At 40.2% G+C, this 26,744-nt stretch carries 27 protein-coding genes; 5 read left to right on the top strand and 22 right to left on the bottom strand.

The features are described 5' to 3' along the window. Positions 1-28 precede the first annotated feature (28 nt). The 18 genes from metK to N5909_RS02605 form a co-directional block, all read right to left on the bottom strand. Positions 29-1,219, bottom strand: a complete 1,191-nt coding sequence (gene metK / locus N5909_RS02690) for a methionine adenosyltransferase (protein ID WP_000003942.1) — start codon at positions 1,217-1,219, stop codon at positions 29-31. A 376-nt stretch (positions 1,220-1,595) separates the two neighbouring features. Further along, the gene (locus N5909_RS02685) at positions 1,596-2,939 is read right to left on the bottom strand and encodes a DEAD/DEAH box helicase (protein WP_271630757.1); all 1,344 of its coding nucleotides are present in this window, start codon (positions 2,937-2,939) and stop codon (positions 1,596-1,598) included. A gap of 112 nt (positions 2,940-3,051) precedes the next feature. After that, the gene (locus N5909_RS02680) at positions 3,052-3,867 is read right to left on the bottom strand and encodes an endonuclease/exonuclease/phosphatase family protein (protein ID WP_271630756.1); all 816 of its coding nucleotides are present in this window, start codon (positions 3,865-3,867) and stop codon (positions 3,052-3,054) included. A 51-nt stretch (positions 3,868-3,918) separates the two neighbouring features. Next, a complete protein-coding gene (locus tag N5909_RS02675; RefSeq protein WP_261117292.1) occupies positions 3,919-6,099 on the bottom strand; it encodes a PTS transporter subunit IIBC in 2,181 nt (726 codons plus the stop codon). A 184-nt stretch (positions 6,100-6,283) separates the two neighbouring features. Beyond that, positions 6,284-7,210, bottom strand: a complete 927-nt coding sequence (gene ftsX / locus N5909_RS02670) for a permease-like cell division protein FtsX (RefSeq protein WP_000625545.1) — start codon at positions 7,208-7,210, stop codon at positions 6,284-6,286. Continuing rightward, entirely contained in the window at positions 7,203-7,895 is a 693-nt protein-coding gene (gene ftsE / locus N5909_RS02665) for a cell division ATP-binding protein FtsE (RefSeq protein WP_120718873.1), read from the bottom strand. Before ftsE ends, ftsX begins: the two co-directional genes overlap by 8 nt. A gap of 17 nt (positions 7,896-7,912) precedes the next feature. Beyond that, positions 7,913-9,008 (bottom strand): peptide chain release factor 2 gene (gene prfB / locus N5909_RS02660; RefSeq protein WP_152548230.1). Its coding sequence is split into 2 segments (ribosomal slippage): positions 7,913-8,935 and positions 8,937-9,008, totalling 1,095 coding nucleotides; the frame shifts between segments, so codons are not numbered across the junction. A gap of 108 nt (positions 9,009-9,116) precedes the next feature. Continuing rightward, the gene (locus N5909_RS02655) at positions 9,117-9,773 is read right to left on the bottom strand and encodes a CBS domain-containing protein (protein ID WP_000268666.1); all 657 of its coding nucleotides are present in this window, start codon (positions 9,771-9,773) and stop codon (positions 9,117-9,119) included. Between the two features lie 307 nt (positions 9,774-10,080). Beyond that, on the bottom strand, positions 10,081-10,791 hold the full coding sequence (locus N5909_RS02650) for an ABC transporter ATP-binding protein (protein ID WP_000062219.1): 711 nt from the start codon (positions 10,789-10,791) through the stop codon (positions 10,081-10,083). Continuing rightward, positions 10,791-11,555: an ABC transporter ATP-binding protein gene (locus N5909_RS02645; RefSeq protein ID WP_001185997.1), complete on the bottom strand. Its 765-nt coding sequence runs from the start codon at positions 11,553-11,555 to the stop codon at positions 10,791-10,793. The genes N5909_RS02650 and N5909_RS02645 overlap by 1 nt, the downstream gene beginning before the upstream one ends. Continuing rightward, entirely contained in the window at positions 11,555-12,511 is a 957-nt protein-coding gene (locus N5909_RS02640) for a branched-chain amino acid ABC transporter permease (protein ID WP_000662286.1), read from the bottom strand. Before N5909_RS02640 ends, N5909_RS02645 begins: the two co-directional genes overlap by 1 nt. Before the next feature lie 3 nt (positions 12,512-12,514). After that, entirely contained in the window at positions 12,515-13,384 is an 870-nt protein-coding gene (locus N5909_RS02635; RefSeq protein ID WP_033677574.1) for a branched-chain amino acid ABC transporter permease, read from the bottom strand. A 116-nt stretch (positions 13,385-13,500) separates the two neighbouring features. Further along, entirely contained in the window at positions 13,501-14,661 is a 1,161-nt protein-coding gene (locus tag N5909_RS02630) for an ABC transporter substrate-binding protein (RefSeq protein ID WP_000726117.1), read from the bottom strand. A gap of 77 nt (positions 14,662-14,738) precedes the next feature. Next, positions 14,739-15,014, bottom strand: coding sequence for a YlbG family protein (locus N5909_RS02625; protein WP_000462122.1), 276 nt, complete (start codon positions 15,012-15,014; stop codon positions 14,739-14,741). A 78-nt stretch (positions 15,015-15,092) separates the two neighbouring features. Further along, on the bottom strand, positions 15,093-15,683 hold the full coding sequence (gene clpP / locus N5909_RS02620) for an ATP-dependent Clp protease proteolytic subunit ClpP (protein WP_000613475.1): 591 nt from the start codon (positions 15,681-15,683) through the stop codon (positions 15,093-15,095). 173 nt (positions 15,684-15,856) lie between these two features. Continuing rightward, positions 15,857-16,486 carry a uracil phosphoribosyltransferase gene (gene upp / locus N5909_RS02615; RefSeq protein ID WP_000515974.1) on the bottom strand — a complete coding sequence of 210 codons (630 nt, stop codon included), beginning with the start codon at positions 16,484-16,486 and terminating at the stop codon, positions 15,857-15,859. Between the two features lie 88 nt (positions 16,487-16,574). Further along, positions 16,575-17,042 (bottom strand): deoxycytidylate deaminase, encoded by a 468-nt coding sequence (locus N5909_RS02610; protein WP_000136977.1) that lies wholly within the window; start codon positions 17,040-17,042, stop codon positions 16,575-16,577. 18 nt (positions 17,043-17,060) lie between these two features. Beyond that, complete coding sequence (locus N5909_RS02605) at positions 17,061-17,618, bottom strand: TetR/AcrR family transcriptional regulator (protein WP_000004136.1); 558 nt, start codon at positions 17,616-17,618, stop codon at positions 17,061-17,063. 124 nt (positions 17,619-17,742) lie between these two features. Between N5909_RS02605 and N5909_RS02600 the strand changes: the two genes are divergently transcribed. Genes N5909_RS02600 through N5909_RS02590 form a run of 3 tightly spaced genes read left to right on the top strand, consistent with a single transcriptional unit; the run spans position 17,743 to position 20,388 of the window. After that, complete coding sequence (locus tag N5909_RS02600; RefSeq protein WP_261037073.1) at positions 17,743-18,588, top strand: DegV family protein; 846 nt, start codon at positions 17,743-17,745, stop codon at positions 18,586-18,588. 57 nt (positions 18,589-18,645) lie between these two features. Beyond that, positions 18,646-19,818 (top strand): NAD(P)/FAD-dependent oxidoreductase, encoded by a 1,173-nt coding sequence (locus tag N5909_RS02595; RefSeq protein WP_271630755.1) that lies wholly within the window; start codon positions 18,646-18,648, stop codon positions 19,816-19,818. A gap of 48 nt (positions 19,819-19,866) precedes the next feature. Next, the gene (locus N5909_RS02590; protein ID WP_070478650.1) at positions 19,867-20,388 is read left to right on the top strand and encodes a DUF1697 domain-containing protein; all 522 of its coding nucleotides are present in this window, start codon (positions 19,867-19,869) and stop codon (positions 20,386-20,388) included. 41 nt (positions 20,389-20,429) lie between these two features. On the opposite strand, the gene N5909_RS02585 is transcribed toward N5909_RS02590, so the two are convergent. After that, positions 20,430-21,170 carry a MerR family transcriptional regulator gene (locus N5909_RS02585; RefSeq protein WP_049521803.1) on the bottom strand — a complete coding sequence of 247 codons (741 nt, stop codon included), beginning with the start codon at positions 21,168-21,170 and terminating at the stop codon, positions 20,430-20,432. A gap of 340 nt (positions 21,171-21,510) precedes the next feature. Between N5909_RS02585 and N5909_RS02580 the strand changes: the two genes are divergently transcribed. Further along, a complete protein-coding gene (locus tag N5909_RS02580; protein ID WP_271630754.1) occupies positions 21,511-22,851 on the top strand; it encodes a sodium-dependent transporter in 1,341 nt (446 codons plus the stop codon). A 40-nt stretch (positions 22,852-22,891) separates the two neighbouring features. Here the strand turns inward: N5909_RS02580 and manA are convergent, their stop codons facing one another. From manA to N5909_RS02565, 3 genes are all read right to left on the bottom strand, one after another. Then, complete coding sequence (manA, locus tag N5909_RS02575) at positions 22,892-23,836, bottom strand: mannose-6-phosphate isomerase, class I (RefSeq protein WP_271630753.1); 945 nt, start codon at positions 23,834-23,836, stop codon at positions 22,892-22,894. A 120-nt stretch (positions 23,837-23,956) separates the two neighbouring features. After that, positions 23,957-25,396, bottom strand: a complete 1,440-nt coding sequence (locus N5909_RS02570) for a 6-phospho-beta-glucosidase (protein WP_271630752.1) — start codon at positions 25,394-25,396, stop codon at positions 23,957-23,959. A gap of 166 nt (positions 25,397-25,562) precedes the next feature. Then, a complete protein-coding gene (locus N5909_RS02565; RefSeq protein ID WP_271630751.1) occupies positions 25,563-26,141 on the bottom strand; it encodes a DUF3592 domain-containing protein in 579 nt (192 codons plus the stop codon). A gap of 251 nt (positions 26,142-26,392) precedes the next feature. On the opposite strand from N5909_RS02565, the gene N5909_RS02560 reads away from it, so the two are divergent. After that, the gene (locus N5909_RS02560; RefSeq protein ID WP_049503129.1) at positions 26,393-26,737 is read left to right on the top strand and encodes a LapA family protein; all 345 of its coding nucleotides are present in this window, start codon (positions 26,393-26,395) and stop codon (positions 26,735-26,737) included. Positions 26,738-26,744 lie beyond the last annotated feature (7 nt).

Raw genomic sequence — 26,744 nt, 5'->3', positions numbered from 1 at the left:
CCAACGTTCAAAACGTTGGTTTTCTTATCTATTTTACTGCTTCTTTCAAAGCATCTACCTTGTCCAAACGTTCCCATGGAAGGTCAATATCTGTACGTCCCATGTGTCCATAAGCCGCTGTTTGACGGTAAATTGGACGCTTGAGGTCCAGCATTTGGATAATTCCTGCAGGGCGAAGGTCAAAGATTTGACGGGCTGCTTTTTCAAGCTTACTTTCAGCTACTGTTCCTGTACCAAAGGTATCGATACGAACAGAGACAGGTTGCGCAACACCGATAGCATAGGCCAATTGCACTTCTGCCTTCTTAGCAAGACCCGCTGCAACGATATTCTTTGCAATATATCGAGCCGCATATGACGCAGAACGGTCCACCTTAGTCGCATCCTTACCAGAGAAGGCACCACCACCATGACGAGAGTAGCCCCCATAAGTATCTACGATAATCTTACGACCAGTCAAACCTGAGTCCCCTTGAGGTCCACCGATTACAAAACGACCAGTAGGATTGATGAAGAATTTTGTTTGCTCATCCAAGTAAGAGGCTGGAATAACCTCTTTGATAACCTTGTTAATGACATCATTGTGAATTTGTTCGTTGCTAACTTCTGGATCGTGCTGAGTTGAAATCACGACTGTGTCCACACGTACTGGACGATCATTTTCATCATACTCAACTGTAACTTGTGATTTAGCATCTGGGCGAAGATAGCTGATTTCCCCAGACTTACGAAGTTCTGCCAAACGACGAACCAATTTATGACTGAGTGAAATTGGCAAAGGCATGAGCTCTTCTGTTTCATCCACTGCAAATCCAAACATGAGCCCTTGGTCTCCAGCACCAATCAAATCAAGTGGATCTTGGTCTGCATTTCCACGAACCTCCAAGGCTTCGTTAACACCTTGAGCAATGTCAGGAGATTGTTCCACCAAAGATGGATGTACTCCTACAGTCTCAGCAGAAAAACCATATTCTGTATTGGTGTAGCCAATCTCTGCAATGGTATCTCGAACCACACGGTTAATATCTACATAGGCATTTGTAGAAATTTCACCAAAAACGTGGACAGATCCAGTGTATACAGCTGTCTCAGCAGCAACGTGTGCCTCCGGATCCTTAGCTAAAATAGCATCCAAAATCGCATCTGAAATTTGGTCTGCAATCTTATCTGGATGCCCCTCAGATACAGATTCAGACGTGAATAATTTACGTTCTGACATAAAAATGTCCCCCCTTAAAAATAGTGTTATAGAGTTACAAAGTACTGATAGGTATTTTTATACTATAAGAGTTACGACGCAAAAGAAATAAAAACGATACTTTTTTATTTCTGAAGCTAGTAAGGCGCATAGGATGACTGCCCTATAGCAGCATCCGTAGAATGATGAGCGACTTTAGAGCCGTCATTCTTTGCGAGTTACAAAGTACTGATAGGAAAACTATTAGTGATAAATGCCTACCATCTTATCGGGACTATATAACTTTATCATTATACCATTTTTAAGCGTAATTTGCAGTCTTTAATGTAGTGTTTCAATGTAGATATTTCGTTCTCATAAATAAAAAAATTGGAGCTCAGCACTCCAACAATTGTTATTAAAATGTTTGACGTTTTGCTTTACGCTCTGCACGACCACGAGCACGATTTTCAGCGCGCTTGGTTTTGCGGCGTTTTTCATCCACCGCCCATTGAATTTTTTTCTTATAACCCGGTTTGACTTTTTTCTTTTTCTTTTTAACCAAACCAATCATTTCGATATCAAGCTTATCTTGCTTCTTCTCACGATTAGCACGACGATCACGGTCATAGGTATCTTGAAATTCTCCGTCTTTGACCATCTTAGGAGTAAACTTGATTCCCAATTTCTCCAACTCACGAATATCCGAGTCATCACTTGGCTGATAGAGGGTAATAGCCGTACCTGGTAGACCGTTTCGTCCAGTACGACCAACACGGTGCACAAAGAAAGATAAATCTTGTGGAATGGCATCATTAATGACATGGCTGACACCTTCAATGTCAATCCCACGCGCTGCCAAGTCTGTTGCGACAATGTACTCAAAATCCAGATTTTTCACCTGATTCATGATACGTTTGCGCTCACGAGGGGCAATATCCCCATGGATTTTTGCCACCTTCAAGCCTTGAGCAGTCAAGTATGCATGCAATTCATCAGCACGCGTTTTAGTGTTAACAAAAATCATTGCCAAATAAGGTTGCATCAACTGAGTCAACTGGTAAATTTGAGCATTCTTATCGCGTCCTTTTGTCGAAATCAACCAATTATCAATAGTGTCAGAAATGACCGTTTTGGTCTTGATTTTCTCCATAACAGGATTTGACAAGTATTTTTTCAAGAATGGTTGCAGTTTTTGTGGGATAGTCGCTGAGAAGACCATGAATTGCAAGTCCTTTGGAAGGCTGCCAGCAATCTTATCAACAGTTTCTAAGAATCCCATATCCAAGGTCATGTCTGTCTCATCGACCACAAAGGTCTTGGCCTTGTGAATAGCTAAATCACCAGATTTAACCAAGTCATAGATACGACCTGGAGTACCGATAACTATATGAGGCTGATTGCTTGCTAATTTCTCAATTTGGCGGGCCTTATCTGTCCCCCCCACATAATTAACCACACGAACTTCCACTTCTGAGTGGGCTGCAATCTGACGAGCTGCTTGGTAAATTTGAGTAGCTAACTCACGGCTCGGTGCAGTAATCACTGCCTGTACACTATCACTAGCTTCATCTAATTGCTGGAAAATCGGTAACAAGAAAGTATGAGTCTTACCTGAACCTGTTTTTGATTCACCGACTAGGTCACGACCTGCCAAAACAATCGGAATCAACTTGTCTTGCACCTCTGTTGGAGTTGTAAATTTCAACTCCTCCAAGGCTTCACTAATATAGTTTTTAAATTGAAATTTCGTAAATGACATAATATCCTCGATTCTATCTATCTGTTCAATTATACCACATTTTATTCCATTTCAGTAGCTTCTCTAGTCAGAAAAAGGCTGGAATGTTATAATTCCAACCTCTTTTCAGTCATTATTTCCAGTTTAAAATAGCACTCAAGCCATAGTGATCACTGACTTGCGGACTATTATTGCCATCAAATACAACATGTAAATGTTCTACGGCTAACTCTTGGGTAGTAAAAACATAGTCGATTCGAAGAGGTTCAGTGTTCCCCTTCCATCCATCAATTTCTGGTGGAACAGTATAACTACCACTTTTCTCTTGAGCAACTTCAAATGCGTCTTGTAAGCCTAATGGACTAGCTAAAATTGCTTGGTAACCTTCCTGACCAGCTGGGTTATTGAAATCTCCAGCAAGCAAAAGTGGCTTGTTCAATTCTTTCAAGACAGCCTCAAATCGTGCCCATTCTTCTTGGAAACCTTTATCCCACCAAGAGAGGTGGACACTGGCAACTGCTAACTCCTTACCATCAACTACAGTTTCAGCCAGGGCAACACGGCGAGTATGGTAGTCTGTTGGATCATCCACATCTGAAACCAAAATTTCTCTGGCTTTAATAGGTGTTTTAGACAAGATAGCCACACCTTCATGGTAACGGTCATAACCGATATGGTTATAGGCCCAGGTCCAATAGTAATTTTTCCCTTGCTCAGACAACTTTTCAACCAAGAGTCTAACATAGTGATCTTTGTGAATAGGCTCAGCTGCTGGCAAAGCTTGATAAAGGTCATTAACCTCCACCGCTGAAGAGGTGATCTCCTGATTGATTTCTTGGAAACAAATCAAATCATAGTCCTTTTCAAGAATATCCTCAAGCAAAATCTGGAATTTTTCCTCTGCTTCTTTCTCCATCCAACTGTGAGTATTGAGTGTTAAAAATTTCATTCTTTTCTCCCAAAATAAGAGGTTGGAATACAGCTTCCAACCTCAAGTATATTACAATTCTACTTTAGCAACTGCTGTTTTAGCTGCAAGAGAACCTGTTTTTTCTAATTTAACTGATTTAATAACGTCACCATTTGTGAAGACAACTACTGTTGAAGTTTCACGACCTGCTACACGGATAGCGTCCAAGTCAGCAGTAACAAGTAAGTCACCTGCTACAACTTTTTGTCCTTCAGCAACATGAACTGTAAATGGTTTTCCTTCAAGACTTACTGTGTCCAAACCAATGTGAACAAGTACTTCAAGACCTGCTTCAGTCACAAGACCAAGAGCATGTTTTGTAGGGAAGATGCTTGATACAGTACCTGAAACTGGAGATACAATGTTTCCGTTTGCAGGTTCAACAGCAAATCCGTCACCCATCATTTTTTGAGCAAACACTGGATCTTTTACTTGTTCCAAGGCAACAACTTGACCATCAGCTACTGAGTATACTTCCTCAGTAATACCTTTATAGTGAACTGTGTTTTGTTGTGCTTCTGTCATTTGACTTGGAAGAGTTTCAGGAATAACTTCACCTGAATCAAGGATATCTTGGATATCAGATTTCAATACGTCTGCTTTTGGACCGTAGATAGCTTGAACTCCTTGTCCTTTCATGACAAGACCCATAGCTCCTTCTGCTTTCCATTGTTCTGCATCACCGACTTTGTCAGCGTCTTTTACAGTTACACGAAGACGAGTCATACATGCGTCTACATCAACGATGTTTGCACGTCCACCAAGAAGGTTGATAATGTTTACAGCTTGAGAACCAGCTGCAACTTTCACTTCGCTGCTAGCTTCTTCTGAACCTTCAGCAGTTTCGTAGTTTCCGTTACGCCCTGGAGTTGCGTAGTTGAATTTTTGAATCATGAAGTTTGCGATAAAGTACATGATTACAGCAAAGAGAACAGTTACCCAAACGAAGTTAACGATATCCATACCTATACCAGCGCTAATCGCAATAGGTGTACGAGTCAAGAACTCGATTGAACCAAATGAGTGCATACGTAGGTTCACGACGTCAGCCATAGCGAAGGCCGCACCTTGAACAAGTGAGTAAACAAGATACATAGGTGTTGCGATGAACATGAACATGTATTCGATTGGTTCAGTAACCCCTGTCAAGAATGTTGCAAGAGCTGTCGCAATCATCATACCTTTGTATTTGTGTTTCTTATCAGCATCAACATTACGATAGATAGCCACAATCACACCCATCAAGATACCGAATGAACCGATCATTTGTCCAACTTTGAAACGTGCTGGGTGAACAGTATCTAACAAGTGTTGGTATTGAGTAGCATCAGTACCTTTAAGGTTTACAAGGTCTGTTACCCATGCAAGCCAAAGTGGATCTTGACCAAATACTTGAGTACCTTTAGCTGCACCTGTCAAAATCTCATAAGTACCACCAAGAGCTGTATAGTTCATTGGGATTGTCAACATGTGGTGAAGACCAAATGGCAAGAGCAAACGTTCCAATGTACCATACAAGAATGGTGCAAGGATTGGAGCAGTTTCTTGTGAGTTAGCAATCCAGATACCAAAGCTATTGATACCTGTTTGAACTACTGGCCAGAATGCAGCAAGTACGATTGCAGCAATTACTGAACGAAGAATAACTACAAACGGTACAAAACGTTTTCCGTTAAAGAATGAAAGTGCATCAGGAAGTTTACGGAAATTGTAGTATTTGTTGTAAGCAGTTGCCCCTACAAAACCTGAGATAATCCCTACGAATACACCCATGTTCAAGGCTGGAGCTTCAAGAACACTGATAAAGTAATCAGCAACTTTGATTGAACCACCGAATAGAGTAGTTACCATAGCATCTGGATTTTTTAACATATCTCCTGATACACCAAAGATTGTACCAGTGATACGGTTAATCAAGATGAAGGCAAGACCAGCGGCGAAAGCACCACCAGCACGTTCTTTAGCCCAGCTACCTCCAATGGCTAGGGCAAACAAAATGTGAAGGTTACCGATAACCCCCCAACCAATTTGCTCAAGAATTCCACCAGTGATTACAAGTGGTGCAAAGGTTGGGTTAATCATCACGATAGACTTACCGATTGAAATCATCAAACCAGCAGCCGGCATAACCGCGATAACCACCATCAAAGCCTTACCGAATTTTTGCCAAAACTCGAAAGACAAGACATTTTTGAATGTATCTTTCATCATTCAAATCTCCTTTATTTTTATTTAGGCAAACGTTTTACGAAAACGTTTGCACCTTTTATGATTTAATTATACCACTTTAATTTTTTTTGTAAAGGCTTTTACAAAAAAAAGGAGACTTTTTTCTAAAATTTTTGTAGTAAAAAAGGAGATATTAAAATCTCCTCAAATATAATTCTATTTTATTTTAGATTTTCAGGAATCGGCGCATTGAAATTCCTGATCCGATTGAACCGATAAAAATTCCAATCACAAATAATAGAGCAATCATAAGTGGACTGAATACCTCTGGTGATATCATTGAAAGGTTCTGACCAACCAATGACTTATTAACCGATTGGTAAACCATTTTATAGACAATAAATACCAGAACTGACGGAAGAGTTGCTCCAAGCAAACCAATGAAGGCACCTTCAAGCAAGAAAGGTCCACGGATATAGCCGTTCTTAGCACCTACTAAACGCATGATTTGAATTTCACGGCTTCGTGAAATAATGGTGATACGAATAGTATTAGAAATCAAGAACACCGCAATGAAAATCAATAATCCCGCGATAACTAGTCCCCAGACACGAATAAATGAGGCTAACTTAAACAAGCGTTCTGTATTAGCACCACCATCTTGAACTTCTGATACACCTTCAATTTTCTTAGCCTCTTCTGCTACTGTCTTTACATCGCTTGGCGTGTTGGTATCAACAATATATGCATCATAGAGTGGATTGGCATCCCCTTCAAAGATTTTCCAGTTGTCCCCCATTGTTTCGGTCAACTTTTCATATTGTTCTTCTTTACTTGAAAAGGTAACACTTTTAACGGTTGACATACCTTTCAAAGCATCGTATACCTTATGGTAGTCATTATTTGTAACGGTTTGACCTTCTTTTTCAATGGTCTCGCTATTATCAGCTACATCCTTACGAATGTATACCATTACTCGGACATTGTTTTCAATATCTGTAGCGAGTTTAGCTGTATTAAAAATAACAGATGCAAATATTGCAACTAAAGTCAAAGTAATCATAACCGAACTGACAGCTGCTACTGTCATCCAGCCATTTCGTTTCAAACTTTTTAATGATTCAAATAAATGACGAAAAAATCTACTAATCATCGTATCCATATTCTCCTTTAGCTTCGTCACGAACGACACGGCCATTTTCAATGGCAATGACACGGTGGCGTAAGGTATTTACAATCTGACTGTTGTGGGTCGCCATCAAGACAGTTGTACCTTGGAGATTGATGCGTTCCAGCAAGTTCATAATTTCCCATGAATTATCTGGGTCCAAGTTTCCTGTTGGTTCGTCCGCAATCAATACTTTTGGATTGTTTACAATGGCACGCGCAATCGCTATACGCTGTTGTTCTCCCCCCGAAAGTTCATTTGGAAAAGAACGAACCTTATGCTTCAATCCAACCAAGTCTAAAACTTCCATAACACGTTTTTTGATGTTACGACGGCTCTCACCGATTACTTCCATTGCATAGGCAATATTTTCATAAACAGTTTTCTTTGGCAAGAGTTTGTAATCCTGAAAGACTACCCCGACACTACGACGTAGAAGTGGGACATCTTTCTTCTTAATTTTAACCAGATTAAAACCAGCAACAGATAAGCTTCCTTTTTCGATTTTTACTTCGCGGTACAAAGCTCTAATAAATGTTGACTTCCCAGCTCCTGACGGACCTACGATATAGGCAAATTCCCCGGGTTCAACAGTGACTGAGACACCTCGCAAAGCTGTCGTTCCGTTATCATACTTTTTGACAACATCTCTCATTTCAATGATTGACATGTGAGTTCCTTTCTATCTTAGCTGATTCGCCACTTGAGATAAGCATCGATAAAACCATCTAGGTCTCCATCCATAACCTTATCTACCTGCGCAACTTCAAAGCTAGTTCGATGATCTTTTACCATAGTATAAGGCGTGAAAACATAAGAACGGATTTGACTTCCCCATGTGATTTCCTTTTTCTCACCCTTGAGGGAATCGACTTCCGCAGCTTTCTTTTCTTGCTCCATTTGATAGAGCTTGGCCTGTAACATCTTCATAGCTCGATCTCTATTTCCATATTGGGTACGATCGACCGTTGACTGAACGACAGTTCCCGTAGGAATGTGTGTCAAACGCACCCCTGTTGAAACTTTATTGACGTTTTGTCCACCAGCACCACCTGAACGGAAGGTATCCATCTTGATATCATCTTCACGGATTTCCACTTCAATAGTATCATCCAATTCTGGCATCACTTCTACAGATGTGAAAGAGGTGTGGCGACGTTTAGCAGAGTCAAATGGTGAAATTCGTACCAAACGGTGTACACCCATTTCTGACTTGAGAAGACCATAGGCATTAGGTCCTTCAAAAGATAAGGTTACTGACTTGATACCAGCTTCATCTCCTGCTTGGTAATCCAATACTTCCACTTTAAAGCCTTTGGCATTGCCATAGCGAGTGTACATACGAAGCAACATATCACCCCAGTCTTGTGCCTCTGTACCACCAGATCCTGGATGGATTTCCAAGATGGCATTATTATGGTCATAAGGTTCTGACAAGAGAAGGGTCATCTCATAGCTGGTCATCATCTTATCAAGTTCGGCTAACTGCGTTACCAGTTCTTCATGCAATGACTCGTCTTCAGCTAAAAAGTCCAATAAAATTTCGACTTCATCCTGCAATTCTTCCATTTTGTGGAAGGTGTTGTAAGTGTTTTTTAATTCATTTAATTCTTGCGACGTTTTTTGGGCCGCGATATTATCGTTCCAAAAATCAGGCTCTGTCATCTTGTTTTCCAAGATGGCAATCTCTTCCTCTAAACCTTCGAGGTCAAAGAGACCCCCTGAAAGAAGCTAATTTTTCACGATTTGCGTCAATTTTCTGACGAATTTCTGAAATGTCCATAAATACTCCTTTATTGTATCGTTTTATTATACCATAATCTATCATTTCTTTCCATCTTTTGCTCTAATCCCTTATTACACGTAAAAAGAAGCCTTTCGGCTTCCCTTATTACAAGACTTTTGCTGAAGTACGAGTGATTTCTTCTACTTGAATATTCTCTGATTCAAATTTTTCTTTCAAGGCTGGTAAATCGATTGATCCATCGATTTGAACTTCGATAATTACCTTACCATCTTTACGCGGAATATTAACTGTATGGGAGATATTCAAATTTTCTTCTACAATCAAAGAAACAATCTTTCCGAGAACACCGACTTCATCTTCTGTAACAAAGCGCACACGAATTCCTTCTTCACCGTAACCAGCAATTTCAAGAAAGGCTTGGAAAACGTCACGGTCCGTAATAACTCCATAGACTTGATGGTTATCTACTACAGGAAGAATACCAATCTTGTTTTTCAACATCAAATAAGTTGCATCTTCTAGACTAGCATAGCCTGAAACAGTTACAACATCACGAATCATGACATCTTTTACTTTGGTCTTATTCAGAAGATAGTTCATCTCATAGATAGAAAGACTTGTTGCTTTTGAGGGACTAGCTTGGGCAATGGTTCCTTCAGTTACCAAACCAACCAATTGATCATTTTCGATAACAGGCAAGCGGTGCAAGCCTTGCTCTCTCATCAAATCTGCCGCATGAGATACTGTTGTATCTGGACTAATATAAACTACCTTGCGGGTCATAAAATCTTTAACTGCCATGAAACTTCTCCTTTTCTATTCTTATCCTTATTATACAACCTTTTTGTAAATCTATCAAACGCTTACATTTCTTTTTCAAAATTCAGAAAAGTATGAATATGCTAGCAAAAAGAGCTCTGAAATCGAGCTCTATGAATGAAGATGAGATACCTTTCATTAGATTTTTCAATTATTAGATATTAACCTTTCAATGTAGATGCAGATTTGTTTTCAATCTCTATCTGCCGACTAAAAAGGTCCCCCGGACTATTAATGAAGATTACTTCGTAATCTTCATTTGCAACCTAAACTAGTCTCCAAGACTAGTTTAGCCACCAAGATACGCTTTTCTAACTTCTTCTGATGAGGCGAGTTCTTTTCCTGTTCCGGATAGGACAATTTTTCCTGTTTCCAGTACATAGCCTCGGTCAGAGATTGCGAGTGCTTTATTAGCGTTTTGTTCAATCAAGAGGACGGTCGTTCCTTGTTTCTGGATATCTTGAATGATATCAAAAATCTCTTGGATAAAGATTGGGGCAAGACCCATTGATGGTTCATCTAAAAGAAGAAGTTTTGGTGTTGACATAAGAGCGCGTCCCATGGCAAGCATTTGTTGTTCCCCTCCTGAAAGAGTGGCTGCATCTTGGTTCTTCCGTTCCTCAAGACGAGGAAAGCGTGAGAAAACTTTCTTCAAGTTAGCTTGATTTTCTTCACGATTTTTCTTTAAGAAAGCTCCCATTTCTAGATTTTCCATAACAGTCAAGCCAGGAAAGACGTGGCGTCCTTCTGGAACTTGTGAAAGACCACCTGCCACGATTTTCTGAGCTGGCATTTTTTGGATTTCTTGACCTAAAAATTCAATCTTTCCTGAGCTTGGTCTAACTAAACCAGACAAGGTACGGAGAATGGTTGTCTTACCAGCACCATTGGCACCGATAAGGGAAACAACCTCTCCTTCATTAACTTCAAAGCTTACATCACGGACTGCTTGGATCATACCGTAATGCACAGAAAGATTTTCAACTTTTAACATAGACATTAGGCTTCACCTCCTAGATAAGCTTCGATAACGCGTTTATTGGTCTTAATTTCGTCTGGAGTTCCTTGAGCAATTAAACGACCATATTCAAGTACGTAGATGCGTTCTGTTACTTCCATGACCAGATTCATATCGTGTTCAATCAACATGATTGTAATTTTAAATTCATCTTTGATACGACGAATTAACTCAGTCAATTCCGCTGTTTCCTGTGGGTTCATACCTGCTGCTGGTTCATCTAAAAAGAGAATTTTAGGTTCTGTAGCAAGGGCACGAACAATTTCCAAGCGACGTTGCTGTCCGTAGGCGAGGTTTTTAGCAAGGGTCTCTGCATCACCATCTAAATCAAAGATTTTCAACAATTCCAAAGCTTTAGCCTTTAATTCTTTTTCACTCTTGTAAAAAGCTGGTAAGCGTAAGAAACTAGCAAAAACATGTTGTTTGTGATGGTTGCCAAAAGCAATCAAAACATTGTCCAAAACTGTTAAATCTTTAAAGAGACGGATATTTTGGAAAGTACGTCCAAGTCCCAAAGAGGCAATCTTATAAGGTGACTTCCCATTCAAAAGGTGACCATCTAAGGTAACGGTTCCCTCACTTGGTTCATAAACACCGGTCAAAAGATTGAAAAGAGTGGTTTTACCAGCTCCGTTTGGACCGATTAGCCCAACCAATTCCCCTTCGTTTAATTCAAGAGTCACATCTCCAACAGCTGTTAGACCGCCAAAATGTTTGGTTAACTGTTTTACTTCAAGTAATGCCATTAGTTTTGTTCCTCCTTCTTAGATTTTTTAAAGAAACGTGATAGGCTCAATTCCCATGTTCCAAGAAGTCCACCTGGTCTGAAAATCATTACCAATACCAAGGCCAAAGCGTAAATAATCATACGTACACTAGCAACATCTTGGAGAAGCATATTCAAAATTCCAAGAACAATAGCTGAAACAATCGCACCTGTAATTGAACCAAGTCCACCAAATACAACAATGATCAAAACGTTGATTGAGTTGATGAAAGTGTAATCTTTCGGTACAACTGAACCGATAAATCCTGCCTGAAGTGACCCTGCAATACTTGCAGTAATGGCACCAAAGACAAAAGCGATAATTTTAATTTTAGTCGTATTAACCCCAACTGACTCAGCAGCGATTTCATCCTCACGAACGGAGAGGGTCGAACGACCAATTGGACTACGCAAGAAGTTCAAGGTTGCAATGGTTGTAATCACGACAAAGAAGTAAACCATTTGCCAAGTTGTAAAGTTTGGAATTCCCAAGATACCTGCCGCACCATTTGTAAGGCTTCCGCCATTGATGATAAAGATACGGATAATTTCAGAAACACCTAGAGTTGCTACTGCAAGATAGTCCCCCTTCAAACGCAAGGTTGGAATTCCGACAAGTAAGGCAACTGCTCCTGAAAGCAAAGCACCTATAAGCATGGCTCCAAAGAAGGCACCGTAGGTTGGTGATTTAGAACCAATAATAGCTGCTGCATAGGCACCAATCGCCATGAAACCAGCATGACCAAGTGAAAATTGTCCTGAAAAACCAACGATTAAGTTGAGACCAACAGCCAGAATAATATTAATTCCAATTTGTTGTAAAATCTGTACATAGAATAGATTAAGTACTCCAACTGAAACCAGTACACTAATCAAGCCATAGCCAGCTAACAAAAGGAGTAACCATAGAATATTAACTTTTAAATTTTCTTTCATCGTTTACACCTTCTCTTTCACATTTTTACCAAGGATACCAGCTGGACGGACAATCAAGATCAACAACAAGATTCCATAAACAATGGCATCACGGAAGTCTGACATCCCAAAGGCTGTCGCAAAGGTTTCCAATAGACCAATCACAAAACCACCAAGAGCAGCACCAGGAATGATTCCGATACCACCAAGTACTGCGGCAACGAAAGATTTAAGACCTGGAGTAACCCCCATCAAAGGCTCAAGAGAGTTATAATAGAGGGCAATCAGAACACCAGCTGCACCCGCAAGAGCAGAACCCAAAGCAAAGGTAAAGCTGATAGTACGGTTTACATTGATCCCCATCAATTGCGCTGCATCGCTATCTACGGATACTGCACGCATGGCTTTCCCCATCTTGGTCTTTTGGACAATAACCTGTAACAAAATCATCAAAATCAAGGAAATGGCCAAAATCATTAACTGCACATTTGTTAAGCTAATTGGTCCCAAATCATAGCGAACTGTTTGAATCGCTTGAGGGAAGGCACGGGTATTGGCACCAACCAGATAGACCATTCCATACTCCAATAAGAAGGAAACCCCAATAGCTGTGATCAAAACAGCAATACGAGTGGAGTGGCGCAAAGGTCGGTAAGCAAGGAATTCAATCACGACACCAAGAACGGCTGTCGCTAACATAGCTACAATAAGAGCTACAAAGAAATTCATTTGAAAAGAATTAATCAAGAAATAACCGATAAAGGCTCCCATCATATAAATATCACCGTGGGCGAAGTTGATGAGCTTGATAATTCCGTAAACCATGGTATATCCTAGGGCTAATAGCGCATAAACACTGCCTAGAATCAAACCATTTACTAGTTGTTGGAGCATAAGATTCACTCTTTCTATATATAATTTTGAGGGTTTTCCCTCATTTTTTGATAGGTTCTTAAACATCGAAACAGGGAGTGAGTCCGAGGCTCATTCCCTATTTCAACATTTTTCTATTATGGTTTTACAACTTCTGCTGCTTCAACCTTACCATTGTTCATGGTCATCATGTAAGCAGTTTTGACTGTGTTGTGGTCTGCATCGAAACTTGTTTGACCAGTTACACCTTCAAAGTCTTTTGTTTTAGCAAGGTTGTCCTTAATCTCACCTGAGTTTTTAGCACCTTTTGCTGCGTTTGCTACAAGGTGAACTGAATCATAAGCCAAGGCTGCAAATGTTGAAGGCTCTTCGTTGTACTTAGCACGGTAAGCATCAAGGAAAGCTTTTGCTTTAGCTGAAACTTCTACAGTAGTTGAGAAGCCTGAGATAAAGTAGATGTTTGATGCTTTTTCAGGAGTTGCTTGTTGTACAAACTCTTCACCGTTGAATCCATCACCACCAACGATTGGTTTGTCAATTCCCATACCACGCGCTTGGTTTACAATTTTACCAGCTTCAGTGTAGTAACCAGGAACGATGATAGCATCAAAATCTTTCCCTTTCATTTTTGTAAGGGCTGCTTGGAAGTCTGTGTCACCTGCTACGAAAGTTTCATCTGCAACGATTTCACCTTTGTAAGCTTCACGGAAGGCTTTGGCAATACCTTTAGCATAGTCGCTAGCATTATCAGTGTAAAGAACAACTTTCTTAGCTTGCAATTTTTCAGAAACATAGTTTGAGATAATTTTTCCTTGGAAGCTATCTTGGAAAGTTCCGATAAAGAGGTAATCTTGACCTTTAGTCAATCCATCTTGAGTCGCACTTGGCGAAATCAATGGAACACCTGCTTTTGTAGCGTTAGCTACCGCAGCTGCAGTTGCACCAGATGTCGCAGGTCCTACGATTGCTGATACTTTAGATTGGGTTACAAGGTTAGTTGTTACTGAAGCCGCCTCAGCTGTTTCAGACTTGTTATCTTTATCGACTACTTCGATTTGTTTTCCATCGATACCACCTGCAGCATTGATTTCATCAACGGCAAGTTGGGCACCTTTTTGTTCAGATGTACCGTAGGCTGCTACGGCACCAGTTTCTTCAAAGTTAAATCCAATTTTGATTGTCTTTTCATCTACTGAATTACCAGCAGCGTTTGACGCTCCAGACTTCACTTCTCCACAGGCTGCAAGAAGTGCTACACTTGCAAGCGCCACAAACGATAGGGCAAATTTTTTCTTCATCTTTTTTGTCTCCTTATTCTTAAATAAATAGCATGTTAAGAATATACCGAATTATCAGAAAATTGTCAACACTTTTCTTAGACTTTTTCGATGATAACGTTTTCCTCTCGATAAAGATTGCCCACAAAGGGTGTTTCCAACTCTTGGATATGACAAACTCTAACTTTTTTTATAAATTTTTCCTTGCCCAAGCGCCCGACCAATTGCTCCACTTCTTGAGTTGGAACATAAAGCTGTAAGTAACGATGTTTCTTGGAATGATAGGTAATATCTCCATAATCCTGCAGTTTTTTGGCATCACGATTATAGTAAAGATAGATAATCAAGCCAGATCGATTGACTTTTTCAAACATGATAAATCCTCTTTCTAAGAAATCTCTCCCTATTATACCAAAAAAAGCAAACCCAGTCGAGTTTGCCTTCTATCACCATTAATTCAATGAATTGTTGGCCATGATTTCATCAATAAAGCCATATTCAAGTGTTTCCTGGGCGCTCATCCAGTTATCTCGTTCTGCATCTGCATGGACTTTTTCGATTGACTGACCTGAATTTTCAGCCAAGATTTTTTCCAAAGTATTACGAGTTTTAAGCAAGTGTTCTGCAGCGATCGCCATATCGGTTTGCTGAGTACCTCCACCTGTACCACCCATTGGTTGGTGGATCATATACTCTGCATTTGGAAGCATGAAACGTTTGCCTTTTGCTCCACTTGATGCAATGACCGTCCCCATAGATGCTGCCATTCCCATAACAATGGTTTGGACATCGGCCTTGATAAAGTTCATGGTATCAACGATTGCCAAACCAGCTGAAACGGAACCACCAGGTGTATTGACATAAAGGTAAATATCTTTTGTACTATCTTGGGCATCTAAGAAAAGCAATTGGGCAATAACAGAGTTAGCCATATTGTCTTCAACTGGGCCTGTCAGCATAATGATGCGGTCTTTGAGAAGACGTGAGTAAATATCGTAAGAACGTTCTCCACGGCTTGTTTGTTCAATAACTACAGGAATCATTTATTTCTCCTTTTGAGTTTTAATTTTGTTGGTCAAATGACTGAAGATAAGACTATTATAATATCTTGGTCAAAAAAGGTCAAATTTTTGCTCTGTTTTCATCAGACAGAAACAAAAATTCAACCTCCTTTCGTGACTGGAGCTTCTTTTCCAAGTCATTCTTCTTTTCGATCTTATTTCGTACCGAACAAGCGGTCTCCAGCATCTCCAAGACCTGGAACGATATAACCGTGTTCGTTCAAGCGTTCATCCAAGGCTGCTGTAAAGATTTCTACATCTGGATGAGCTTCTTGAAGGGCTTTAACACCTTCTGGAGCAGATACAAGGCAGACAAATTTGATATTTGATGCACCACGTTTTTTAAGAGAGTCAACAGCCAAGATTGCTGATCCACCTGTTGCCAACATTGGGTCTACCACAAAAATTTGACGTTGGTCAATATCTTCAGGTAATTTCACCAAGTACTCAACTGGTTGAAGCGTTTCTTCATCACGGTACATACCAATGTGGCCAACTTTAGCAGCTGGAACCAAGCTCAAAAGTCCATCCACCATCCCGATACCTGCACGCAAGATTGGAACGATAGCCAATTTCTTACCTGCCAATTGTTTTTGAACTGTTTTTGTGATTGGTGTTTCGATTTCTACATCTTCTAGTGGAAGATCACGAAGTACTTCATACCCCATCAACATTGCAATCTCATCTACTAGCTCACGAAAAGCTTTTGTAGAAGTATCTGTACGACGCAAGATTGACAATTTGTGTTGAATCAGTGGATGATTAATAACTTCAATTTTTCCCATTTTTGGAATTCCTTCTTTCAATTTATTCTTCTTATTATACCAAAAAACGGTTTAAAAATCTTTCTAAACCATTTATTTTTGATAATTTTTACATTAAATCTGCTTCTTTAAGAGCTACCTGTACGGTCTCAAGTGGTAAATGGGTCAATTCTGTTCCTTTTTCTTGATAAAGGTATTGGGCGTAGTCGTCCATTCGGTACTGGTTGATATAAACCACGCGCTTGCATCCGACCTGCAGCAATTGTTTTGTACAGTTGAGACAAGGAAAATGGGTCACATAGGCTGTAAAGCCTTTAGGAACACCACGTTCTGCACCTTGAAGGATAGCATTAACCTCGGCGTGAAGGGTGCGAACACAATGGCCTTCAATGACCAAACATTCGTGGTCAATACAATGCTCAGTCCCTGACACTGAACCATTGTAACCAGTGGAAATAACCTTATTATCCTTTACCAGAATTGCGCCCACTTTGGCACGTTTACAAGTGGAACGATTGGCAATTAGTAATGCTTGGGCTGCAAAATACTCATCCCAGGCCAGTCTTTTTTCAGTCATCTCTTTTCTCCTTTTTCTCTATTTTTTAAAAAATGGTAACCGTAAATCCGCTATCTTTTCAGCAGGTACCTTCATGCCATCCTTGATCCATTTTAGAAGGACAGAGACGATGGCCGAGCTCCAGAAGGAATGAAGATAAGAGCTGACACCTTTTGATTTTCCATGGTATTTTTCCAGAAACTCCTGCATGGCTTGGACAAAGATTTTTTCCAGATGGTAATCTAAGGCAAGTTGAATCACTCTGGCTTCCTTTCTTGCCTCTCGGAAAAGGTGAACCCAGACCAGATAAAGGTCTGTCTTTAAATCATAATGATGCAACTGTTCCATAATATTGTGGACAGTTCGTTTAAAGACGCTTTCTAAAATCTCCTCTTTGGAATCATAATTACGATAAAAGGCTGCACGAGAAACGCCTGCACGCTTAACCAATTCAGAAATACTAATCTTGGTCAAGTCCTTTTTTTCCAAGAGCTGCAAGAGGGCTGTTTCGATGGCTTCTCTGGTTAATAAATTGGATTCTTGGTTTGATTTTCTGAGATTTTCAAGAGATTTTTCAGAGATTCTACGTTCAGACATAACATTTTCTTTCTACTTGTCACAACAGACAGATAAGGCTTTTGTTTCAAGGGTTTTCATGATATAATTGTAAAAAAAGACAGAACCTTTGTCAATGTATAACTGACAAAGATGGAGAATTTCTATGACTTGGAAGATTATTGCTGACTCTGGTTGTGATTATCGTCAACTAGCAAAACCAGCTATTGACACGACCTTTGTAAGTGTTCCCTTAACCATTCAAGTAGCTGATCAGATTTTTGTTGATGATGCCAGTCTTGATATTGACCAAATGATGGAAACCATGTATGCCACTGCAGAAGCTTCAAAATCAGCTTGTCCAAGTCCAGATGACTATTTGCGAGCATTTGAAGGAGCCAAAAACATTTTCCTAGTAACCATCACAGGTACTCTTTCTGGCAGTCACAATAGTGCTCAACTGGCCAAGAATATTTATCTGGAAGACCATCCTGACACTAAGATTCATGTGATTGATAGTTTGTCTGCTGGTGGTGAGGTTGACTTGCTCGTAGAAAAATTAAATGATTTGATTGACCAGGGCTTATCTTTTGAAGAAGTGGTTGAAGCTATTACCGCCTATCAAGAAAAAACCAAGTTGCTCTTTGTCCTAGCTAAAGTCGATAACTTGGTGAAGAACGGCCGTTTGAGCAAGCTTATCGGTACGGTCGTTGGCCTTCTAAATATCCGTATGGTCGGGGAAGCTAGTGAAACTGGAACCCTTGAATTGCTACAAAAAGCAAGAGGAGCAAAGAAATCGATTCAGGCAGCCTATGAAGAGTTAGTGAAAGCAGGATATGCTGGTGGCCGTATTGTTATGGCCCAACGCAATAACGAAAAATGTTGTCAACAGCTCTCAGAGCGAATCCGTGAAACCTTCCCACAAGCTAACATCAAAATTCTCCCAACCTCTGGTCTCTGCAGTTTCTATGCAGAAGATGGCGGTTTGCTGATGGGATATGAAATTGATTAATTACATTCTTGACAAGAGGTGACTTCATCTCTTGTTTTTTTGTGGTACAATAGAGCTATGAAACATTTTGATACTATTGTCATTGGTGGAGGACCTGCCGGTATGATGGCTACAATTTCCAGTAGCTTTTATGGACAGAAAACCCTCCTCATCGAAAAAAATCGGAAACTTGGAAAAAAATTAGCTGGGACTGGTGGGGGACGTTGCAATGTCACTAACAATGGTAGCTTGGACGACCTACTAGCTGGAATTCCTGGGAACGGACGCTTTCTATACAGTGTCTTCTCCCAATTTGATAACCATGATATCATTAACTTTTTTACGGAAAATGGTGTTAAACTCAAGGTCGAAGACCACGGGCGCGTCTTTCCTGCTAGTGACAAGTCTCGGACTATTATCGAAGCCTTGGAAAAGAAAATCACTGAGCTATGTGGTCAAGTTGCTACTCAAACCGAAATTGTTTCGGTTAAAAAAAACGACAACCAGTTTGTCCTTAAGTCCGCAGACCAAAGCTTCATTTGTGAGAAACTCATTGTCACAACAGGTGGTAAATCCTATCCTTCTACTGGTTCGACTGGCTTTGGTCATGAGATTGCCCGTCATTTTAAACACACCATTACCGAGCTTGAGGCTGCTGAAAGTCCTTTGTTGACAGATTTTCCACACAAGGTCTTGCAGGGTATTTCGCTGGACGATGTGACCCTAAGTTATGGTAAGCATGTCATCACGCACGATCTGCTTTTTACCCACTTTGGTTTGTCTGGCCCTGCTGCTCTGCGTATGTCTAGCTTTGTCAAGGGTGGGGAGGTTCTCTCACTGGATGTTTTCCCTCAACTTTCTGAGAAGGACTTGGCTGCATTCCTAGAAGAAAATCGTGAAAAATCCTTGAAAAACGCTTTAAAAACTTTGCTTCCAGAACGCTTGGCAGAATTTTTTGTGCAAGGCTATCCAGAAAAAGTCAAACAACTGACTGAAAAGGAACGCGAACAACTTCTCCAGTCTATCAAAGCACTCAAAATCCCTGTGACCGGAAAAATGTCCCTTGCCAAGTCCTTTGTTACCAAAGGGGGCGTCAGTCTCAAGGAAATCAATCCCAAAACTCTAGAAAGTAAGCTGGTACCTGGACTCCACTTTGCTGGCGAGGTACTGGATATCAATGCCCACACGGGTGGGTTTAACATCACTTCTGCCCTCTGTACTGGTTGGGTGGCGGGATCAAACCCAATCTAAATCTGAATTATTTAATGGCTAAATCAGCCCCAAAAGAAAGGAAGTCCTTTGGAACATATTATCTTGTTAAGGGGAGTTACTCCTAATGGAAAAAATGCTATCCCTAAAATGTCTTATCTAGTAGATATCTTAACAGAAGCCGGTTTTCAACAAGTTCGAACCTATATTCAAAGTGGTAATATCATTCTTGAAAGTAACTTAGCCTTAGAAAAAATACGAGAACAGGTTCATACTCTAATAAAGAAAAAGATTGGAGCCGATCTCAAAATAATCATTAAGAATAAGGATATTTTTAAAAACATTGTCCAAGAAAACCCTTTTGGAGAACACTATCTTTATGACCGTATACACGTGATTTTTTATCAAGAATCTATTCAAAGCCTCCCTTTAGACAAATTGAAAATTGATTACGGTGAAGAAGAAATTTGTATCGGTAACCACTGCCTTTACCTCTATCTCCCTAGAACTGCTAAACAAAAGAAACTCCATACCAACTATCTTGAAAAGCTTTTTAATGTAGATTTGACAATGCGAAAACTAAATGTAGTAGAAAAATTATTAAGCAAGTAGTGCTTGAATTTAGTAAAAATCGGAAGAATGCTCCTCCGATTTTATTTTGTCTGAGTTTGGACATAATAGGCAATGACATCTGATGTGTACTGGGCTGTTCCAGGTCCAAATTTGTCAATGTTTTCCTTAAATTCTGGGTTATAGACGTAGCCTTTACCGATATGACCGAATACCTCAATAGAGCAGTCGAATCCATAAGTACGGATGGCTTGCAAGAGTTTAGCAGCTTCTTCTTGGTTTTCTGTTGCTGTTACAGGCAGTCCAGCTTGAAGATTTTGTGACAAGGCTCGAAATACTTGATTGAAGGCAGCCGTAGCTTCGTCTTCGTGACCTTTTTGGCGCTCGAGCGCTTGGTCCATGACTTCTTGGCCATATTTCTCTACCGCCTCTTGGTGGTATTTTTGATGGTCTTGGTAGTTAAATCCAGCAAATTTCTCTTGAATGCTCATTTCTCTTTCTCCTTTTTGTTCTTGAATGGTTTTTTGCAAGGTGGAAATCAAGCTATCCAGATGTTGCCTTTCTCGAGTCAAATAGTCCAACTGCCTGGTCAAATGAGGCAATAAATCTGTCCTTTCTTCCTTTAATAGCTCTGCTATTTTTTCTAAAGAAAAACCTAGATATTTATAGTAAAGAATGACCTGAAGACGTTCCAAATCCTCTTGACTGTAAGTTCGATAGCCGTTTCCTGACTTTAAGGGGACTAAGAGTCCTATCTTATCGTAGTGGTACAGGGTCTTGACAGAGACACCCGAAAGCTGCGCAGCTTCTTTTATATGGTACATGATTTCCTCCTTATACTCAATGAAAATCAAAGAGCAAACTAGGAAGCTAGCCGCAGGCTGTACTTGAGTACGGTAAGGCGACGCTGACGTGGTTTGAAGAGATTTTCGAAGAGTATTACATTGATAGTATAACCCCTCCCCCTAGGTCAGAGTCAAGCGTTTTTGCGAAATTTTTTTACTTTATCATAACATGAAAATGGTTTTCTTGACAGACCTTAGAAAACATGATAGGATAGTCAAGTCTATCAATCAAAAGAAACGCTCATTTTGAGTACTGATGAGGCTATTTGCCAAGGGCAGTAGCTTTTTCTTTTGTAACACTAATTTTAGGAGTTTAACTATGTCTGAAAAATCGCAATGGGGTTCTAAATTGGGCTTTATCCTAGCGTCTGCTGGCTCAGCCATCGGACTTGGTGCCGTTTGGAAATTCCCTTACATGACTGCTGCTAACGGTGGAGGAGGCTTTTTACTGGTCTTTCTCATTTCCACTATTCTAATCGGTTTCCCTCTTTTGCTAGCTGAATTTGCCCTCGGCAGAAGTGCTGGTGTCTCTGGGATTAAAACCTTTGGAAAACTCGGCAAGAATAGCAAGTACAACTTTATCGGTTGGATTGGTGCCTTTGCCCTTTTTATCCTTTTATCGTTTTACAGTGTTATTGGAGGATGGATTCTAGTCTATCTAGGCATTGAGTTTGGGAAATTGTTCCAACTTGGTGGAACGGGGGATTACGCTCAGTTATTTACTTCAATCATTTCAAATCCAGCCATTGCCCTAGGAGCTCAAGCAGCCTTTATCTTATTGAATATCTTTATTGTATCACGTGGGGTTCAAAAAGGGATTGAAAGAGCTTCGAAAGTCATGATGCCTCTTCTCTTTATCATCTTTGTTGTCATCATTGGGCGCTCTCTCAGTTTGCCAAATGCCATGGAAGGGGTTCTTTACTTCCTCAAACCAGATTTCTCTAAGCTGACCAGTGCTGGTCTCCTCTATGCTCTGGGACAGTCTTTCTTTGCCCTCTCACTAGGGGTGACAGCTATGTTGACCTATGCTTCTTATTTGGATAAGAAAACAAATCTAGTCCAGTCAGGGATTTCCATCGTAGCCATGAATATTTCAGTATCCATCATGGCAGGTCTAGCCATTTTCCCTGCTATGTCAGCCTTCAATATCCAGTCTGAAGGGGGACCGAGCTTGCTCTTTATCGTCTTGCCTCAACTCTTTGACAAGATGCCTTTTGGAACCATTTTCTACATCCTCTTCCTCTTCCTCTTCCTCTTTGCGACGGTCACTTCTTCTGTCGTTATGTTGGAAATCAATGTAGGCAATATCACCAATCAGGACAACAGCAAGCGTGCCAAATGGAGTGTTATTTTAGGAATTTTGACCTTTGTCTTTGGAATCCCTTCAGCCCTATCTTACGGTATTATGGCAGATGTTCATATTTTTGGGAAGACCTTCTTTGATACTATGGACTTCTTGGTTTCCAATCTCCTTATGCCATTTGGAGCTCTCTGCCTTTCACTTTTTACAGGCTATATCTTTAAAAAGGCTCTTGCAATGGAGGAACTCCATCTCGATGAAACAGCATGGAAACAGGGACTGTTCCAAGTCTGGCTCTTCCTTCTTCGTTTCATCATTCCAGTCATCATCATCGTAGTCTTCATCGCCCAATTTATGTAATCAAAAAGGACTTGAGTAGTGAACTCAGGCCCTTTCTTTTTTATGGATGGCTAACAATCAATTCCAAACCTTGCCCTTCCAGAGTCCAAGCTTCAACATCACTAGGTAGGATAAAGTGGCTACCTTTTTGGATTGGATAGTTTTTCCCATCAACAGTAAGCTGACCTTGACCAGCTAAGACACTGAATAAGCTGTAGTCAGCTGTCTTTTCGAAGTCAACTTTTCCAGTGATTTCCCACTTGTAAACTGCAAAGAAATCATTGGATACAAGGAGAGTGGAACGCAAATCATCTGCTTTAACAGTTACAGGACGGCTATTTGCTGGCTCACCAATGTTCAAGACATCAATTGATTTTTCAAGGTGAAGTTCACGCAAGTTACCCTTGTCGTCCTTGCGGTCAAAGTCATAGACGCGATAGGTGGTATCACTAGACTGTTGGGTTTCAAGAATCAAGATACCTGCTCCGATAGCATGCATGGTGCCACTTGGCACATAGAAGAAATCTCCAGCCTTAACAGGGACCTTGGTCAACAATTCATCCCAGTTTTTATCTTCGATTTGCTGGCGGAGTTCTTCTTTTGACTTGGCATTGTGACCGTAGATAATCTCTGAACCTTCATCCGCAGCGATGATGTACCAGCATTCTGTTTTTCCGAGTTCGCCTTCGTGCTCTAGTCCATAAGCATCATCTGGGTGAACTTGAACACTGAGCCAGTCATTGGCATCTAGGATTTTAGTCAAGAGTGGAAATACTGGTTCTGGACGGTTGCCAAACAACTCACGGTGTTCCTCATACAAACTAGCGAGGTCTGTTCCTTGATAGCGGCCATTGGCTACCTTAGACACACCATTTGGGTGAGCTGAGATCGCCCAATACTCACCAATCTTTTCATTTGGAATGTCGTAACCAAACTCATCACGTAGTTTAGTCCCACCCCAGATTTTTTCTTGCATTACAGAATTTAAAAATAACGGTTCTGACATCTTGATCTCCTGTCTGATTGTTCTCTCTTCATTATAGCAAAAAAAGAGTTCTAGTTGAACTCTTTTTCATATCTTATAAAGTAGGGAGAAGATTTTGTAAAAATAGTGAATAAATGTGTTCTACTCAATGCTTGCACCATTGCTGGCAATGACATCCTTGTACCAGTAGAAGGACTTCTTCTTGCTACGTTTGAGACTTCCATGACCTCCATTATCACGATCCACATAGATAAAGCCATAGCGCTTGTTCATTTCGCCTGTTCCAGCTGAAACCAGATCGATACAACCCCAAGTTGTATAACCGAGCAAGTCTACTCCATCTTGGTATATGGCATCTCGCATAGCCTTGATGTGGGCCTCTAGATAAGCAATCCGATAGTCATCTGCTACATAACCATTCTCATCCGGTGTATCAATAGCACCGAGGCCATTTTCTACGATGAACATAGGCTTTTGGTAACGATCCCAGATGGCATTGAGGGTAATACGAAGCCCAAGTGGATCAATCTGCCATCCCCATTCTGAGGATTCTAGATAGGGATTTTTGAGAGAGGCAAAAACATTTCCAGCTGTTAATTCTTTAACTTCTGGATCCCCTGATGCCACTCGACTTGCATAGTAAGAGAAGGAAACAAAGTCAACAGTGTAATTCTTCAACAAGTCTAGATCCTCTGCCGTCATTTCAATCTCAATTCCTTCACGCTCCCACTGCTTCTTAGCGTAGCTTGGGTATTCCCCACACGCTTGAACATCAATGAAAAAGTAACTCTTGCGATCTTCCTCCATAGCAGCCCAGTAGTCTCTCGGATGGGCTGTGTTAGGATAATACTGCCCTGCTGCCAACATACATCCAACCTTGTTTTCTGGGTCAATTTCGTGGGCAAGCTTAGTCGCCAGAGCTGAAGCTACCAACTCATGGTGAGCTGCTTGGTATTTGACTTGTTCTTGATTTTCACCTTCTTCAAAACAGAGCCCAGCTCCCATAAAGGGTGCATGAAGAATCATGTTGATTTCGTTAAAGGTAAGCCAGTATTTGACCAAGCCCTTATAGCGGGTAAAGAGGGTGCGACAGAGATTTTCATAGAAGTTTATCATACGACGATTGCGCCAACCACCGTATTCTTTAATCAAGTGCATAGGACAGTCAAAATGCGTGATAGTCACCAGAGGTTGAATACCATACTTGTGGCACTCCTTAAATAAATCTTCATAAAAGGCTAGACCAGCTTCATTTGGCTCCGCTTCGTCGCCCTTAGGAAAAATCCGAGTCCAAGCAATAGAAAGCCGATAAGTCTTAAAACCCATTTCTGCAAAAAGGGCAATATCTTCCTTGTAATGATGGTACATATCAATGGCTTCCTTGGCTGGGTAAAAGTAGCCTTCCTCAAACGAAAACATCTTTTTCCGACCTGTGATAATGGCTTCACGATCTGCACCAATAGGTACAACATCAACGTTAGCTAAACCACGCCCGTCTATATTATAAGCACCCTCGCATTGGTTGGCTGCTGTTGCACCACCCCAGAGGAAGCCCTCTGGAAATTGTAGTCTTTCTGTCATCACTTTACCTCACATGATTTACTAGTACTAGTATACTATCAAACATTTAAAAATTTCTGAAATAGCCCCAAAAAATGTTTTAAGAAAAGCATTTTCTTTATAAAAAAGCTTCTACGATGTACATAGAAGCTAAATAGGGTAGTTGAAGTTTGTATGCAAAACTGCTTTATTTCATAAGATTTGGAAGAATGAACATGATAAAGAAAGCTAGAGCAACCATAATAAAAACATTGAGATAGATAAAACATTTTGCCAACCATGCATATCGCCCAGGTCTTAGTGGTCTTTCTACATAGGAATGTTTTGGTTTTTTAGGATCATAATAAACAGCAACTTTTCCACCAATTGGAAAGCGTTCTTTAAGTGGAGATTTTGTATAAGACAAAAAACTATTCCCCTTAACTTTGTATCTTAAAACTTGTGGAATTTCACCATTTTCAAAATTATCCGTTTTTACATCAGATACGATTGAACCTAAGGGAGTACTGATTGTATTTGAAATAGCAGATAGAAATTTAGGCCCTACGACCTTGTATTGGTTTCCATCAACAGTGTATTCAACAACTGGGAGACTAATCCCATTATAAAGAACATAGGAATATCGAATAATAAATCCTTCCGTTCTTTCGGTACATCTCTTGGCATTACTATAATTACTAAATATAAAATGGGAAAACATAAAATAGGTGGAGGCAGCAAAGCCTAACATCATTAAGCCAATTAATAGAAAGAAAGTTGTTGGCATCTTTTTCCTCCTTAAAACATGATGATAAATCTATTTTAACAAAAAAGATACCGAATAAAAAGACCGGATTGCTCCGATCTGTTTAGTCAATCAAATATTAGAAAATGAATACTCCTTTTCAATGAATCGATTGATGGTAAATAAGCTGTTAGAAATTATTGACAGTATCGAAATTTTCTAGTAAAATGAATTTTGTTAATACCTAAATGGTGTGTAATTTTCTATCAACATAGTCAGGAGAAAAGGAACTTATGCTAAAAAAATTTAATGAATTGTCACTGAAAGATAAGGCTTATCTAATTGGCGGTTTGATCTTATTAGTCATTGTGATCTCCTTTGGTCTGCTCAATCGTCAAACAGTAACTGTCAGTCTTGTCTTTACACAACTATCTGCTCCCTTGATTTTGGTGATTTTTACTTGTCTAGTAATCGGGATCATTGTTGGTAGTGCTATTGGTTTTAGCTATCACCATGGCAAGACTCAAGAGCTGAAAAGCCGCATTGCTGAAGCAGAAACGACTATCCATAAAAAAGACAAGGAGCTTCTCCAGTACAAGGAACAGGTGCAACAATTAAAACAGGAAGCCAAACAATAAGTGTAGA

It is taken from the genome of Streptococcus gwangjuensis, from assembly GCF_028156745.1.
Classification (GTDB): Bacteria; Bacillota; Bacilli; order Lactobacillales; family Streptococcaceae; genus Streptococcus; species Streptococcus gwangjuense_A.
Note: the sequence above shows the minus strand (reverse complement) of the source record. Positions and strands in the feature narration are given on the sequence as shown.